Annotated in this window: 14 protein-coding genes; 11 read left to right on the forward strand and 3 right to left on the reverse strand. The window is 65.8% G+C overall.

Annotated elements, in window-relative coordinates; translation table 11 throughout:
- Positions 1–42 precede the first annotated feature (42 nt).
- Genes HUS66_RS08140 through HUS66_RS08160 form a run of 5 tightly spaced genes read left to right on the forward strand, consistent with a single transcriptional unit; the run spans position 43 to position 5,522 of the window.
- Positions 43–582 carry an NUDIX hydrolase gene (locus tag HUS66_RS08140; protein ID WP_175070418.1) on the forward strand — a complete coding sequence of 180 codons (540 nt, stop codon included), beginning with the start codon at positions 43–45 and terminating at the stop codon, positions 580–582.
- Positions 579–1,508 (forward strand): AAA family ATPase, encoded by a 930-nt coding sequence (locus HUS66_RS08145; protein ID WP_175070419.1) that lies wholly within the window; start codon positions 579–581, stop codon positions 1,506–1,508. Before HUS66_RS08140 ends, HUS66_RS08145 begins: the two co-directional genes overlap by 4 nt.
- A 3-nt stretch (positions 1,509–1,511) precedes the next feature.
- On the forward strand, positions 1,512–2,654 hold the full coding sequence (locus HUS66_RS08150; RefSeq protein WP_175070420.1) for a DUF58 domain-containing protein: 1,143 nt from the start codon (positions 1,512–1,514) through the stop codon (positions 2,652–2,654).
- The gene (locus tag HUS66_RS08155) at positions 2,651–5,008 is read left to right on the forward strand and encodes a DUF3488 and transglutaminase-like domain-containing protein (RefSeq protein WP_175070421.1); all 2,358 of its coding nucleotides are present in this window, start codon (positions 2,651–2,653) and stop codon (positions 5,006–5,008) included. Before HUS66_RS08150 ends, HUS66_RS08155 begins: the two co-directional genes overlap by 4 nt.
- Positions 5,009–5,027: 19 nt before the next feature.
- The gene (locus HUS66_RS08160) at positions 5,028–5,522 is read left to right on the forward strand and encodes a glutathione peroxidase (RefSeq protein ID WP_175070422.1); all 495 of its coding nucleotides are present in this window, start codon (positions 5,028–5,030) and stop codon (positions 5,520–5,522) included.
- Positions 5,523–5,622: 100 nt separating this feature from the next.
- Here the strand turns inward: HUS66_RS08160 and HUS66_RS08165 are convergent, their stop codons facing one another.
- Positions 5,623–6,018: a DUF7079 family protein gene (locus tag HUS66_RS08165; protein WP_175070423.1), complete on the reverse strand. Its 396-nt coding sequence runs from the start codon at positions 6,016–6,018 to the stop codon at positions 5,623–5,625.
- Positions 6,019–6,157: 139 nt separating this feature from the next.
- Here HUS66_RS08165 and fabV point away from each other — a divergent pair, with 139 nt between their 5' ends.
- The 3 genes from fabV to HUS66_RS08180 all read left to right on the forward strand — a co-directional run bounded on the left by fabV (position 6,158) and on the right by HUS66_RS08180 (position 9,749).
- Positions 6,158–7,357, forward strand: coding sequence for an enoyl-ACP reductase FabV (gene fabV, locus HUS66_RS08170; protein WP_175070424.1), 1,200 nt, complete (start codon positions 6,158–6,160; stop codon positions 7,355–7,357).
- Between the two features lie 176 nt (positions 7,358–7,533).
- Positions 7,534–8,508: a GlxA family transcriptional regulator gene (locus HUS66_RS08175; protein ID WP_175070425.1), complete on the forward strand. Its 975-nt coding sequence runs from the start codon at positions 7,534–7,536 to the stop codon at positions 8,506–8,508.
- 209 nt (positions 8,509–8,717) lie between these two features.
- Positions 8,718–9,749 carry an aldo/keto reductase gene (locus tag HUS66_RS08180; RefSeq protein WP_175070426.1) on the forward strand — a complete coding sequence of 344 codons (1,032 nt, stop codon included), beginning with the start codon at positions 8,718–8,720 and terminating at the stop codon, positions 9,747–9,749.
- 13 nt (positions 9,750–9,762) lie between these two features.
- On the opposite strand, the gene HUS66_RS08185 is transcribed toward HUS66_RS08180, so the two are convergent.
- Complete coding sequence (locus HUS66_RS08185) at positions 9,763–10,851, reverse strand: LysR family transcriptional regulator (RefSeq protein WP_175070427.1); 1,089 nt, start codon at positions 10,849–10,851, stop codon at positions 9,763–9,765.
- Positions 10,852–11,003: 152 nt separating this feature from the next.
- Between HUS66_RS08185 and rluF the strand changes: the two genes are divergently transcribed.
- The 3 genes from rluF (at position 11,004) to HUS66_RS08200 (ending at position 13,778) form a co-directional block, all read left to right on the forward strand.
- The gene (gene rluF, locus HUS66_RS08190) at positions 11,004–12,149 is read left to right on the forward strand and encodes a 23S rRNA pseudouridine(2604) synthase RluF (RefSeq protein WP_175070428.1); all 1,146 of its coding nucleotides are present in this window, start codon (positions 11,004–11,006) and stop codon (positions 12,147–12,149) included.
- A gap of 110 nt (positions 12,150–12,259) precedes the next feature.
- Positions 12,260–12,817, forward strand: a complete 558-nt coding sequence (locus HUS66_RS08195) for an isochorismatase family protein (protein WP_175070429.1) — start codon at positions 12,260–12,262, stop codon at positions 12,815–12,817.
- Positions 12,801–13,778 (forward strand): GlxA family transcriptional regulator, encoded by a 978-nt coding sequence (locus HUS66_RS08200; protein ID WP_282848464.1) that lies wholly within the window; start codon positions 12,801–12,803, stop codon positions 13,776–13,778. Before HUS66_RS08195 ends, HUS66_RS08200 begins: the two co-directional genes overlap by 17 nt.
- A gap of 7 nt (positions 13,779–13,785) precedes the next feature.
- On the opposite strand, the gene HUS66_RS08205 is transcribed toward HUS66_RS08200, so the two are convergent.
- Entirely contained in the window at positions 13,786–14,415 is a 630-nt protein-coding gene (locus HUS66_RS08205) for a class I SAM-dependent methyltransferase (protein WP_175070431.1), read from the reverse strand.
- Positions 14,416–14,427 lie beyond the last annotated feature (12 nt).

Below are 14,427 nucleotides of genomic sequence, written 5' to 3' on the forward strand. Positions count from 1 at the left end.
GGACTGGTTAGGCTAAAAGGCTGATCCGATAGGGAGAGCCCGATGACCGCCGATGATTTCACACTGCCGGCGCCGGTGATCGCCGATGAACACATCCAGTTGGTCGATGCCCGCAATCGCCCCTGTGGCAGTGCACCCCGGGCGCTGATGCGTCGCTTCCACTTCTGGCACCGGGCCACCTACATCGTGGTCCGCAACGCCAGGGGAGAAATCTGCGTACAGCGTCGCACCCTGATCAAGGAGGTTTTCCCCGGCGGTGATGACCTGGCCGCCGGTGGCGTGGTCGGCGCCGGCGAAGCGGTACATCTGGCCGCCCGCCGCGAACTCGCCGAAGAACTTGGTATTCGTGGCCAGCCGCTCAGCACCTGTGGCGGTTTTCGCTATTCAGAAGGCGGTAACCATATCTACGGCAGTGTCTATCTGGTCGATTACGATGGGCCGCTCTGCCTGCAGCCCGAGGAAGTCGATTCGGTGCGCTGGATGCCGCTCAAGCAGGCGCTGGCCCTGGATACCGCCACGCCGGATACCCGCTGCGCGCTGGGCATGCTGCATGCGGGTGGCTGGCTCGAGGAGGCGGCATGAACCAGCTCGCGCAGCGTCACGCAAGCGTCAATGACGTCATGGCAGCGCTGTCGACGGTGGTGCGCGGCAAGCCGCGGGAGGTGCGGCTAGCGCTGTGCTGCCTGCTGTGTCGCGGCCATCTGTTGATCGAGGATCTGCCAGGACTTGGCAAGACCACCCTGGCCCAGGCGCTGGCCCGGGTGACCGGACTCGATATGCAGCGGTTGCAGTTCACCAGCGACCTGCTACCCGCCGACGTGCTTGGCGTCTCGGTGTTCGATCCGGGGCAGGGGCGCTTTCATTTCCATCCCGGGCCGGTCTTTCATGGCCTGGTGCTGGCCGACGAGGTGAACCGTGCCACGCCCAAGACCCAGAGCGCGCTGCTCGAAGCCATGGAGGAAGGACAGGTGACGGTCGAGGGCGAGACGCGAGCGCTGCCGGATCCGTTCTTCGTGATCGCTACCCAGAACCCTCAGGATCAGGCCGGCACCTTCCCACTGCCCGAGTCCCAGCTCGATCGTTTCCTGATGCGCCTGTCGCTTGGCTACCCCGAGCGCCAGGCCGAGCGCGAAATTCTGCGCGGCGAAGCCGGGCGCGCACGCCTCGTCGACCTGCCGGTATTGCTCGATGCCATGACCCTGCAAGACATGCAGGCACGCCTGGCAAGCCTGCATGTCGCCGAGCCATTGCTCGATTATGTGCAGGCACTGGCGGCGGCCAGCCGCAGTCATCGCGATCTGCCCTGGGGGCTATCCACCCGCGGCGTGCTGGCACTGCTCCAGGCCAGCCGGGGCTGGGCGCTGCTCGAGGGTCGTGACCACGTCTTGCCCGAGGATATTCAGGCGGTGTGGGTGCCAGTGGTCGCTCACCGGCTAAGCAGCGGCAACCGCGATGCCGACGAGAAGGCGGCGCGCGATCTGCTTGCCGCCGTGCCGGTGTTGGGCTAGCCGATGATAAAGCGGAGCGCCCTCTTCGCTGGGCCGCTGACTCGCGGCTGGGCGCGGCTGCGTGCCTGGAGCTGGTCCCGTCGCTCGACCCCTGCCGATGCGCCGCTCTCCCAGCATCGGCTGTTCGTGATACCGACCGGCTTTGGCCTGGCCTGGGCGGGCCTGATCCTGATCCTGTTCCTGTTCGGCACCAACTATCAGAACAATCTGGCCTACGGCCTGTCCTTTTGGCTGCTCGCCATCGCCTTGGTGGCGTTGCTGCGCGGTTGGCGCAACCTGCTGGGCGTGCGTGTGACGATCACCCCCGAGGGCGAGGCCTTCGCCGGTGGCGAGGCGCGACTCAGAGTGCGGCTTGCCGCCTCCCGGGATCGTCAGGCGTTGGCGGTGTGCCTCGGGCGGCGGCTTGGTCGGCGGGCAGGTCGCCGCGCCGGGCGACACCTCGAAGGTCACCGCGAGGTGGTCGATCTCGTCGATGGCGATGCCAGCCTGACGCTTGGCTGGCCGGTCTCTGCGCGGGGCGATCAGCCTCTGCCGCGGCTGCGCCTGGAGAGCGACTGGCCGCTGGGATTGGTGCGGTCCATGGCCTGGGTCGAGAGCCCCGCGACGCTGCTGGTCTATCCCCGACCAGGTCCGAGCACCGATGCCGCCATGCTCGAAGCCCGTTCTATGGATGAGTCGACGCCCCAGGCGGGGCCGAAAACGCCACGTGAGGCACAGGACTTCGCCGGGCTCAAGCGTTACGTGCCCGGGGATGCCCCCTCGCGGCTTGCCTGGAAGCAGTGGAGCCGCACCGGGGTGCTTGCCACCAAGCACTTCAGCGAGCCACCGACAGCACCTACCTGGCTTGACTATGCGGCGGTGACGGGCGATGTGGAAACCCGGTTGTCGTGGCTCTGCTATCAAGTGAACGCTTATCATCGCCGCGGCGAGCCCTTCGGCCTGCGCCTGCCCGGCCTCGTGCTGCCGCCGGCCAGCGGTTCCGTCCAGCGTCGCCGCGCGCTTAGCGCCCTGGCGCGCTTTTCTCTCGATAGTGCCTCTGAAGACGCTGCCCATGGCGGTTCGGACGACGGCTTTCTCGGCAAGAGCTCGAGCGCTGCACCTGAGGCAGGGGCTACGGGTAGCGATGCACGAGCGGAGGGCGCATGAGCGAGTCTTCCGTGCCTGTCCTGCTGGCCGATGGCGAGAGTCTCTCTGCGGCCATGCTGCGCCGGCTGTTTATCGGTCAGTGTCTGGTGCTTGGCATGCATCTGGCGTTCATGCCGCTGTGGTTGCTGGCGGTGGCCGTGCTGGTGGCCTGGCGTCGCCACCGCCAGTTGATCGAACGCGCCCCCCAGGCCGGCGTGGTCCTGCGCCTGGTCTCGATTGTAGCGCTGCTGGGGGCGCTTTGGGCCCAATACGGCGGTTTTGGCGATCTCGAGGCGCTGCTTGGGATGTTGGTCGGCATCTACCTGCTGAAGCTTCTGGAGACCCGTACCCGGCGCGACGCGCGGGTGGTGATCGGTATCGGCTTCGTGGTCCTGACGGCGAGCTTCCTGCATGACCAGAGCATCGTCATGGCGCTGGGCGCGCTGGTGGCGGCGACCTGGCTGGTGCACTCGCTGGTGATGTTGTCGGGTGGCGCGCAGGCTCGTCCCCTTCGTGTCGCCTGGCGTGAGACCGCCTGGCTACTGGGCCTGTCGGCGCCGCTGATGGTGGCACTCTTCATCGGCATGCCGCGGCTCGGGCCGCTGTGGAGTCTGCCGACACTCGAGCGCGCCTCGACGGGGCTCTCCGACAGCATGGCGCCTGGCGAGATCGCCAGGCTGTCGCGGAGCGATGCCCGGGCCTTTCGGGTCAGCTTTGAGGGCCCGGTGCCCGCGCCCGCCGAACGCTACTGGCGGGTCTATACCCTGACGCACTTCGACGGCAAGCGCTGGTCGCGGGAGACGCCGGAAGCCCTGGCCGCGACCCTCGAACGCCCGCTCAGCGACTTCGCCAAGACCGCACGGCGCAACCCCTTTACGGCGGATACGGCTAGAAGTGCGGCCACTGATCAACCTGGCGGCGTAACCGGCTCCGGCTCGACGTCAGGCGGTTCGTCTCGCTACCGGGCGGAGTTCCTGCTGGAGCCGGACAGCCGGCCCTGGCGACCCTCGCTGGGGACGCCGCTGGCAAGCCCGGAGCGGCAGCGCTTCTTCGGCGATGGCACCTTCGAGGGCGTGACCGCACTCTCCTCGAGGGGCCTGGTGACCCTTGAAAGCAGCGGTGAGGCGCCGGCCTTCGCCGACCCGGCCGGGCGTGCCTGGCATACGCTACTACCCCGAGGGCGCAACCCGCGTACCCTGGCGCTGGCCAAGCGGCTGTGGCGGGACGCCGAGGGAGATCCCGAGGCCTATCTGGCTGCCGTGATGGCGCGCTTCGGCGAGGCGCCCTATCGCTATACCCTGGAGCCGCCGCGGCTATCGGGCGAGCATCGCGTTGACGCCTTCCTGCTCGATAGTCAGGCCGGATACTGCTCTCACTATGCCTCGGCCACCGCGGTGCTGGCGCGGGCGGTGGGCATCCCGGCGCGAGTGGTCGCCGGCTTTCAGGGCGGCGAGCGCCATCCGGACGGCCACCTCACGGTGCGTGATTACGATGCCCATGCCTGGGTCGAGGTCTGGCATGACGGCGCCTGGCATCGGTTGGATCCCACCTCGGTCATCGCGCCTGAGCGCATCGAGCAGGGCACGGCCGCCCTGAGCGCCGGAAGCCAGGCCTTTCTGGCCGATGCTGGCCTGTCGCCACTGCGCTTTCGTGATGTCGCCTGGGTGAATCGGGCCAGACTTGCCTGGGAGCAGCTCGAGTATCGCTGGCAGCGCCAGGTCGTGGGCTATGAGCGTCGTGATCGTGAGGCACTGCTGGCGCGCTTGCTGCAGGCGCTGGAGGCCCCCTGGCAGGCGTTCAAGACACTGAAGGAGCGGGTGTCGTCACTGGTATCGAGTGGCGGCGTCGGGGCCCTGCGTCTGGGCGCCGAAGTACTGGGCGTACTGACGCTTGCCGCCGTTTTAGGCTTTGGCGCGCAGGCCGGAGTGCGGCGCTGGCGACGACCGTCGACACTGCGCGGTCTGCTGCTTGATGATGCAGCCTGGCTCGCCGGTCATGGCTATCCGGCGCGGCCGGGGGAATCGCCGGCGGCGCACCTGCGTCGCCTGGCGGCAGCCAAGCCAGGCGCTGATTCGTCGGGTGGTGAGTCGTCGGGTGGTGAGTCATCAGATAGCGAGCCGGGCTTGGCCGGTGGGCGGGGGGCTGATGGCCAGCAGCGTCAGCGCGACCTCGAGTCGGCCTGCCAGGCCTTGGCTGAGGCCATCGAACAGCTCTATTATGCGCCGCTCGACGACAGCCAGCGTCGCCGCTGGCGTGAGGTCTTTCATACGCGGCGCCGACACTGGCGACGCGTTTTTCTTCGTGTGAGCCGATGTCGCGGGGGAAGTGCCGGCAGGCTGGCGCGTTGGCGACAGACATGGCATCTTGGACGCTAAAGCCGGATCGGTGCTCGCCATGCATATCCACGACATAGACTGTCAGACTGCCGCGGGCGACCCCTTCAACCTGCTGGCCCTGCGCGGGCAGGTACTCCTGGTGGTCAACGTCGCCAGCCGCTGCGGTTATACGCCCCAGCTCAAGGAGCTCGAAGCTCTCTATCGGCGCTATCGCGACCGGGGCTTTATGGTGCTCGGTTTTCCCTGCGACCAGTTTGCCCATCAGTCGCCGGAATCGGCACGCGCCTTCTGCACCTTCGGCGAGCAAGAATTCGGAGTGACCTTCCCGCTGCTCGAGAAGGTCAAGGTCAACGGCGCTGGCGCCCATCCGCTGTTCATCGAGCTGCGCCGCCAGGCGCCGGGGCTGCTGGGGACCAAGATGATCAAGTGGAACTTCACCAAGTTCCTGGTCGGTCGCGAGGGGCAGGTGCTGCGTCGTTTCGGCCCCCGGGACGGCGCGCGCGAAATCCGCGTGGCGCTGGAAGCGGCGCTGGATGCGCCTTTTTCTGCCTGAGACGCCGGTTTCAGCCTGCCTTCTTCAACCCACCTTCTTTCACCCACCACCTTCAACCCATGACCCGGTGTTCCAGACCAGGGTCATGGTGCTGGGCGGGTCAACGTGCATCCGGGGTTTCTCCTCGCGCCAGCATTACCCGCATCATCAGCTCGTTCCAGCGGTGCCGAGTCATCATGGTGGTCAGCCCCGAGAAGAGTATCAACATCTTCTTGCGCCAGCCGGAGAGCCGCTTGTAGTGGGCGACCAGCTGGCCGACCAGCTTACGGTCATCGAAGCGTCGCCATTCGCCGGCCACCGACAGTTGGTGGCGCGCCAGCACCGGCGCCAGTTCCAGGCGAAAGATCCATTCCAGCTCCTTGAGCGTCAGATCGTGGCGTTCGATCACTTCGACCATGCGTGCGTAGTCGCTCTCGCGGGGCTCGCGTTCGAGCCACAGCGGCGCCAGGGCGAGCCAGAGTTCGGCGCGCAGGTCGACCAGGGCTTGAGTGTCCATGGTTATCCTCTCGGTTGAGCAGGGCATCTTGGGTGATGGGCGCAGCCGACTCAAGGGGCGGACACTCGCGCGCCAAGCCGCTAGAATATGCACCACTGTCATTTTGCTTGTACTTTATCACCGACTGTCGAGGTTGCCTGTGATCATCAAACCCAAGGTTCGCGGTTTCATCTGTACCACCACCCATCCCGTCGGCTGCGAGAAGAACGTCCTCGAGCAGATCGAAGCCACCAAGGCGCGTGGTCTGGACAAGGCGAGCGGACCCAAGAAGGTGTTGGTGATCGGGGCCTCCAGCGGCTATGGCCTGGCGGCCCGCATCACCTCGGCTTTCGGCTACGGCGCCGACACCCTGGGCGTGTTCTTCGAGAAGCCCGGCACCGAGAAGAAGCCCGGCACCGCCGGCTGGTACAACTCGGCGGCTTTCGACAAGTTTGCCAAGGCCGAGGGCCTGTACAGCAAGTCGATCAACGGCGACGCCTTCTCTCACGAGGCCCGTGAGAAGGCCATCGAGCTGATCAAGCAGGACATGGGCCAGGTCGACCTGGTGGTTTACTCGCTGGCCTCTCCGGTGCGCAAGCTGCCGGACAGCGGCGAGGTGAAGCGCTCTGTGCTCAAGCCGATCGGCGAGACCTACCGCGCCACCGCCATCGACACCAACAAGGATGCCATCATCGAGGCCGAGGTCGAGCCGGCCAACGAGCAGGAAATCCAGGACACCATCACCGTCATGGGCGGCGAGGACTGGGAGTTGTGGATGAGCGCCCTTGATGAGGCCGGTGTGCTGGCGCCGGGCGCCAAGAGCGTGGCCTTCAGCTATATTGGCACCGAGATTACCTGGCCGATCTACTGGCACGGCGCGCTTGGCAAGGCCAAGGAAGACCTGGATCGCGCCGCGCACGCCATCGACGCCAAGCTCAAAGAAACCGACGGCGGTGCCAATGTGGCGGTGCTCAAGTCGGTGGTCACCCAGGCCAGCGCCGCCATTCCGGTCATGCCGCTCTACATTGCCATGGTCTACAAGATCATGAAGGAGCAGGGCCTGCACGAGGGTACCATCGAGCAGCTCAACCGCCTCTACGGCGAGGCGCTCTACGCGAGCGAGCCGGCGGCCACCGATGAGGCCGGACGCCTGCGTCTGGATGACTGGGAGTTGCGTGATGATGTCCAGAAGGCCTGCCAGGACCTGTGGCCGCAGGTCACTACCGAGAATCTGTTCGATATCACCGACTACGCCGGCTACAAGCACGAGTTCCTGAAGCTGTTTGGCTTCGAGCGTGATGACGTGGATTACGACGCCGACGTGGCGACCGTCGCCGACTTCGACGTCGTCAACCTGTAACGGGTTGGCGCTACCTACCTTCCTGATCGCGCCTGCCGGCCTCATGCCGGCAGGCGTTTTTCATGCAGGCGCCAACACTTCCATTTTCGCCCCGCTGGCAGTGCCGCTCGGCTGTCGTCTGGGCGCCGATGCCCTATGATGGTTTTCCCGCGCTGGATGGATGATGGCGACACGCAATGCATGACCTTTCTGTTGATTCTTCGGCTCAGCCGCCGCGTCAGGTAGGAGTGCTGCTGCTGCCGGGTTTTTCGCTGCTGGCCCAGGCCTGTGCACTGGAGCCCCTGGCGGTGGCCAGCCAGTTGGCCGGCCGGCGGCTCTATACCCCCATGGCCTTCGGCCTCGATGCCCGGGCGGTGACCAGCGCCGCCGAGCTGTCGCTGTCGCCGCCGCTGGTGCCTGGCGACGATGACCGGTCGCTCGACTTGCTGCTGGTCTGCGCGCCGAGCCCGCTGGCCGCTGCGCTGCCGGCGAGTCTCGCCGACTGGCTGAAACGCTTGGCGGGGCGGGGCGTGGTACTGGGCGGTATCGCCGGTGGCGCCGAGGTACTGGCCTGGGCGGGAGTGCTGGATGGCTATCGGGCGACGCTGCCCTGGCAGCGGGTCGATGCCGTGGGCCAAGAACACCCGGCCATCAATCTGTCACCGCAGTTATTCGAGATCGATCGCGACCGACTGACCTGTGGCGGCGGCACCTCGGCCATGGACATGGTGATGACCCTGATTGGCATGCACCACGGCCAGCGGCTGGCCGAGAAGGTGTCCGAGCACTTTGTTTGCGAGCGTATTCGCATGGCCGATGAGCCTCAGCACGTGCCGCTGCGCTCGCGGCTTGGTCATGCGCCGCAGAGCCTGATCGACGCCGTCGCGCTGATGGAGGCCAATATCGAGGAGCCGCTGACCACCCATGAGCTGGGCGAGCATCTGGGCATTTCCCGGCGTCAGCTCGAACGCCTGTTCAAGAAGTATCTGCAGGCCGTGCCGAGCCGCTACTACCTGGATCTGCGCCTGCAGGAGGCGCGTAAGCTGCTGCGGGATAGTGATCGTGCGGTGGGCGACATCGCCCTGCAAACGGGCTTCTCCTCCGGTGCCCACTTCTCCACCGCCTACCGTAACCATTTCGGCATGACGCCCCGGGAAGAGCGGCTGGCCTGAGCCCCCGGGCCGGCCAACCCCCTGCACGTCGGGCTCGGCCAAGCCCCGCCGGCATGGTCTTAACCAACTGTCGATGAGGGGTGCCGCCTGGTGGTGATGTGCAACCGATCATGCCGTGATGCGTTAAAGGTATTACCGAATCGGCAATTCCCGCCCTGATCCGTCCGCGCCATGCTGTGCCTCGACACTTCATCAAGACGAGGCAACCGATGACATCGCCCACGACGACTTCTTCACCACTTCCCGAACGCGAGCTTGGCCAGGGCCTTCGTGTCTCGAGCATGGGCTATGGTGCCATGGGGCTCAGCGAGTTCTATGGCCATACCGATGAGGCCAGCGCGCTGGCGATACTGCACGAGGTGGTCGAATCCGGGGTTACCCTGATCGATACCGCGGACATGTACGGCCGTGGTCACAACGAGCGCTTGATCGGTCAGTTGCTGAGCTCGTCAAACGCCAGCCGCGAGCTTAGCAACCTCAAGGTGGCCACCAAGTGCGGCATCGACCGGCCGGCGGATGCCAGCTATGCCCGCGGCATCAATAACCGGCCCGAGTATATTCGCGCCTGCTGCGATGCGTCGCTGTCGCGGCTGGGCGTCGAGCAACTGGATCTTTATTACCTGCATCGTGTCGACCCAGAGGCGGATATCACCGAGACCATGGGCGTGATGAAGCAGCTCGTGGATGAGGGCAAGGTGGCGCATGTCGGCCTGTGCGAGGTCTCGGCCAGCACCCTAAAACGGGCCCATGCCGTACATCCGCTGACGGCCCTGCAGACCGAATATTCTCTGTGGTCGAGAGACATCGAAGCCGAGATTCTGCCGGCGGTCGAGGCCCTCGATATCGGCCTGGTGGCCTACTCGCCGCTGGGGCGGGGCTTTCTGACCGGGCGCATCGCCTCGGCGCAGGATTTGGCCGAGGATGACTTTCGACGCCACAATCCGCGCTTCCAGGACGAAAACCTGGCGCACAACTTGGAGTTGCTGAAGAGCGTCGAGGTCATCGCCCAGCGTCATTCGGCGACGCCTGGACAGGTCGCGCTTGCCTGGTTGCTCGGCAAGTATTCGCGGCTGGTACCCATCCCCGGCACTCGCCGCTCGCGCTATCTCGAGGAAAACCTGGCGGCGCTGTCACTGCGCCTGGAGGCGCAAGAGGTCGCTGAACTGGAGGCGGTGATGCAGCCCGAGCGCATTCAGGGGCAGCGCTATACGGCCGAGGGTATGAAGGGCGTTAACACCTAACAAGCGGCCGGTATCAGCTATCGCCGACAGGCCTGGCTTGGAAGGAATGGGGCTGGCAGGAATGGGGCTCGAAGGAAAACGCCTCGATGAGCTTTCGCACTCGCTTTCGCGGTTCGCCATCGCGCCAGGCCAGATGAATGTCGATGGCCAACTGCCGCTTCAGGGCGGGGGTGAGGTCACGATACACCACGCCGATGCGGCTGGCGGCGAGCATGGACGCTGGCAGCAGGGTAAGCCCTTCGCCGTCGGCAATCCTTGCCAGCAGGGTAATGTGTTCCGCGGGTTCCGCCAGGCGTGGTGGCTGGTACCCCGCCGCGTTGAAGATAACCTCGCAGCGATCGAAGAAGGCGGGGTTGTCCGGGCGCGGAAACCAGTAAAGGGGCGTGTCGGCGATGTCCTGCAGGTCGATGATGTCACCCTCGGCGGCCGGGTGCTGGGCCGGTAGCGCGACGACCAGCGGGTCGATGGCGATATGGCTGATGCGCAGCCCCGCCGGCAGGCGCTCGATCTCGCCGATGATGGCCAGGTCGATCTGTCCGGCGGCCAGCCGCGCCAGCAGGTGCTTCGAGTAGTCATACTCCAGCCGGGCATGCTGATGGCCTCGCGCCTCGCTCAGGGCCTGGTGCAGGGCCGGAAACTGGCTGAAATCGAGCACGCTGGTCAGACCGATGCGCACATCCTGGTCAGCGTCTTCCACCTGTGAGAGGCGGGTGGCCACGGCCGCCTCCAACTGGCTCAGCAGGCGCTCCGCTTCGAGCAGAAAGTCCTGGCCGGCAACGGTCAGGGCGACCCGGTGGGTGTCACGATCGATCAGCCGGGTACGCAGTAGCGTTTCCAGGCCATGGATCTGCCGGGACAGCGGCGGCTGCGACATGTGCAGGCGTTGCGCGGCGCGGCGGAAGTTGAGTTCCTGAGCCACGGCAACGAAGCATTGCAGCTGCTTGATGGTGGGCAAGCGAGGCGATTGTGGTAGACGCGGGACGTGAGGCATGACATGAGCCTGGTCGATCGAGGGGCCCGCCGGCAGGCGGGAAAATACCGGGTGGCGCTTTCCACGCAGAGCCACCTCAAGATGCCAGGGATCAAGTTTACCAACCTTCAACGTATCCTGCTGCGAAGCACGATCTAGGTTGCCGCGGCTGGGCGCGGGCGGCCCGGGGCGCTACCATTGGTCGATCTTCTTTCACGCAGTAGCCGGCGACGCGCGCCTCGTCGCGATGGCCGCCTTCTGCCCCGACTCTCCACGGTTTCCCCATGGCTCTCGATTCAAGCGATACCCGCCTCAACAAGTTCATCAGCGAGACCGGCATCGTCTCGCGTCGCGAGGCCGACCGGCTGATCGAGGAGGGCGCGGTCAAGGTCAACGGCCGCCGCGCCGAAATGGGCATGCGGGTCACCGATGCCGACCGGGTCACGGTGCGCGGCAAGCCGCTGCGGGCCAAGCCCCGGCCGGTCTATCTGCTCTACAACAAGCCGGTCGGCGTGACCTGTACCACCGACCCTGCCGATCCCACCAATATCGTCGATGCCATCAACTACCCCGAGCGCATCTTTCCCATCGGTCGACTCGACAAGCCCTCCCAGGGGCTGATCCTGCTGACTAACGATGGCGATATCGTCAACAAGATCCTGCGGGCGGGCAATGCCCATGAGAAGGAATACCAGGTGCGGGTCGATCGCCCCATCGATCAGGCCTTCATCGAGCGCATGGGCGCGGGTATTCCGATTCTCGGCACCGTGACCCAGCCCTGTCCGGTCCGCCAGACCGGGCCCAACAGCTTCACCATCGTGCTGACCCAGGGCCTCAACCGCCAGATCCGTCGCATGACCGAGTACCTGGGCTATGAGGTCACCTACCTCAAACGGGTGCGGCTGATGAATATTCATCTCAACAGGCTGTCGCCCGGCCAGTGGCGAGAGCTGAGCGACGATGAGATGGCCACTCTGGAGGGCATGCTCGGCGATTCGCGCAAGACCGAAGAGGCTTCGTTGCCCAAGCGCAAGGCCAAGTCCGCCAAGCAAGGGGCTGGGAAGCCGGGCGCCAAACGAACCGACAAGCCCAATCCGGGAAAGTCCGCCCAGGGCAAATCGGCTGGCAAGCCAGGGTCCAGCAAGCCCAAACGCGCCATTCGGCAGGGAGCGAAGGTCGGCGAGGGTAAGCAAGGTGACGCTGCCAAGCCCAAGCGGGCGAGCCAGCAGGCGGGGAAACCCGGCGCCGGCAAGCCGACAGGCAAGGGCGGTCAGGGCAAGTCAGGAGCCGGCAAGCAAGGGCCGAACAAACCAGGGGTGGGCAAGAGTGGCCCGAGCAAGCAAGGGCAGGGAAAGAAAGAGCAGGGAAAGAAAGGGCCGAACAGGGCCGGCGGCGGGCCCGCCAAGCGCTCACCGCGCGGGCGTTCCTGACAATTCGCGGCAGCATGGCCGAAAGTGTCCGCTTTCCATCCGATAGTCGCCGTTCTTGCCGCCGTTGCAGCGCTATGCTGATCTCTCCATTCCCTTGAGAGCACCGAGCCATGACGACCGCCCTGTTGATGATCGACGTTCAGGCCTCCTTTCCCGCCCGTGATTACTGGGATGAAACCCTGGCGGCCCCTTGGCGCATCCACCAGCGCAAGCTGCTGAATCTGGCGAGCGAGGCCGGCATTCCGATGGTGCGCATCTTTCACGAGGCGCCGGGAAGCGCTACGCCTTTCGACCCCGAGCATGGCCTGATTCGTCCGCTCGAGGGGTTCGATGATTCGGCCGCGGCAACCTTTCACAAGCGCGCCCACAATGCTTTCACCGACACCGCGTTAGGCGCATGGTTGGATGCGCGCGGGATCCGGCGGCTGGTCATCAGCGGCATTCGCACCGAGCAATGCTGCGAGACCACCGCACGGGTCGGTTCTGACCTGGGCTACGAGGTGGATTTCGTCAGCCAAGCGACCCTGACCTTCCCGATGCAGCGCCACGGCAGGACCTGGAGCGCCGATGAGATTCGCGCCCGCACCGAGCTGGTGCTGGAGGGTCGGTTCGCGCGGGTCGTTGAGGTGGCCACCCTGCAGGAGGAGTGGCGTGAACACACTGCCTGATCAAAGGGCGCTGCGGGTCGGGGTGCTGATGCTTCCTGGCCAGGTGCCGCTGGACCTGGTCGGGCCCTTGCAGGTTCTGCATGGCGCCCAGCGGTGGGTGCCTGGTATCTCGATTCGCTATTTCGGTCCGCTTGCGTCGCTGGACTGGCTGGGGCCGCTATCGCTTGTTGGCATCGAGCCGCTGCCGGAGGCGCTGGAGCCGCTGGACTTGCTGGTCGTGCCCGGCCAGTACCGGCGGGGTATCGAGCCTCACCTGCAGCCCGGCTGCGTGGCCTGGCTGCGTCGCCATGCCGGGTCCGCCGAGACCCTGATGGGCATCTGTTCAGGGTCATTGCTGATGGCCGAGGCCGGCCTGCTGGACGGCCGGCGCTGCACCACCCACCACACATTGCTATCGCGCCTGAAGGCGTTGGCGCCTGGCGCCCAGGTGCAGGGCGACTGCATCTTTATCGAGGATGGCCCCTGCCTGACCAGTGCGGGTATCTCCACCGGCATCGATACCATGCTGCACTGGCTGACCCGACGGCTCGGGCATCGGCTTGCGCTGGCCGTGGCCCGGGAAATGGTCCTTTACCTGAGACGCAGTGGGCACGAGCCTCAATTGGGCAGTTGGCTGGAAGGACGTAATCATGTCGACGAACGCATCCATCAGTTGCAGGATGCGCTCTGCGCAGGGCTGAAGGAACGTTGGACCCTCGAGGCCATGGCGAAGGTGGCGGTGATGAGTGAGCGTCACCTGCGGCGCCGCTTCGTCGCTGTGGCAGGCATGTCGCCGGGGGACTACCTGACGCGGCTGCGCCTGCAATTGGCTCGCCAGCTGATGGAGGAAACGCCCTGGAGTATGGCCCGGATTGCCGGTGAGGTTGGCCTGGGCGATGATCGTCAGCTGCGCCGCGTGTGGAAACGCTTCGCTGAGGGCTCGCCTCAGGCATGGCGCGAGCGTTTTACGTCATCGGCTTGAACCTGATTCAGTGCGACGATAGCCCCTTGCGTGCCAGCAGGGCGCGAAACAGTTCGCCCATCATCACCGGCTCGTCGTTCTCGATCACGAAGCCGGCTCCTGCCAGTAGTGGGCGCGCCTGACGAGTGATATCGGTGGCGATGGCGCTGGTCACCAGGTTCAGGGCCCGCCGTGCCGTGCCGGCTGGGTGGCGGTCGGGTTGAAACTTGTCCAGTACGCACAGCTGTCCGTCCTCGGCCAGCACCCGATAGGCTTCCCGCAGGCCTTGCTCGGGATGCGGCATGACGGCAAGTATCAGGTGCATCACCACCACATCGAAGTGACCGTCCGGGTAGTCGAGGTGCTCGGCATCCATGACCCGGGCGCTGGCATCGATGCCCAGGTGGTCGGCCCTGGCTTGGAAACGGCGCACCATGGCCGGGGAGAGGTCGGTGCCGTGCACCTCGATGCTGCGCGGCAGCCAGGGCAGGTCGAGCCCGGTGCCGGCACCAGCGATCAGTACCCGCTGGCCGGTTTGCCAGTCCACGGCGGACAGCGCCTGACGCCTCGCGCGGCGAAAGGCACGCTCGGCGACCAGGTCATAGATCGGGGCGTAGAGGCTGTAGCGCAGCCGGTTCCAGCCGGTGGTGTTGAACATTGCGACATCTCC

It is taken from the genome of Onishia taeanensis (assembly GCF_013349955.1).
Classification (GTDB): domain Bacteria; phylum Pseudomonadota; class Gammaproteobacteria; order Pseudomonadales; family Halomonadaceae; genus Onishia; species Onishia taeanensis_B.

What these genes read in the sequence shown, in the direction of transcription:
- rluF (WP_175070428.1), top strand. Translation starts at nt 11,004, where the DNA reads ATGGCTCTCGATTCAAGCGATACCCGCCTCAACAAGTTCATCAGCGAG.
- HUS66_RS08145 (WP_175070419.1), top strand. Translation starts at nt 579, where the DNA reads ATGAACCAGCTCGCGCAGCGTCACGCAAGCGTCAATGACGTCATGGCA.
- HUS66_RS08160 (WP_175070422.1), top strand. Translation starts at nt 5,028, where the DNA reads ATGCATATCCACGACATAGACTGTCAGACTGCCGCGGGCGACCCCTTC.
- HUS66_RS08205 (WP_175070431.1), bottom strand. Translation starts at nt 14,415, where the DNA reads ATGTTCAACACCACCGGCTGGAACCGGCTGCGCTACAGCCTCTACGCC.
- HUS66_RS08175 (WP_175070425.1), top strand. Translation starts at nt 7,534, where the DNA reads ATGCATGACCTTTCTGTTGATTCTTCGGCTCAGCCGCCGCGTCAGGTA.
- HUS66_RS08155 (WP_175070421.1), top strand. Translation starts at nt 2,651, where the DNA reads ATGAGCGAGTCTTCCGTGCCTGTCCTGCTGGCCGATGGCGAGAGTCTC.
- HUS66_RS08140 (WP_175070418.1), top strand. Translation starts at nt 43, where the DNA reads ATGACCGCCGATGATTTCACACTGCCGGCGCCGGTGATCGCCGATGAA.
- HUS66_RS08165 (WP_175070423.1), bottom strand. Translation starts at nt 6,018, where the DNA reads ATGGACACTCAAGCCCTGGTCGACCTGCGCGCCGAACTCTGGCTCGCC.
- HUS66_RS08150 (WP_175070420.1), top strand. Translation starts at nt 1,512, where the DNA reads ATGATAAAGCGGAGCGCCCTCTTCGCTGGGCCGCTGACTCGCGGCTGG.
- HUS66_RS08195 (WP_175070429.1), top strand. Translation starts at nt 12,260, where the DNA reads ATGACGACCGCCCTGTTGATGATCGACGTTCAGGCCTCCTTTCCCGCC.
- HUS66_RS08180 (WP_175070426.1), top strand. Translation starts at nt 8,718, where the DNA reads ATGACATCGCCCACGACGACTTCTTCACCACTTCCCGAACGCGAGCTT.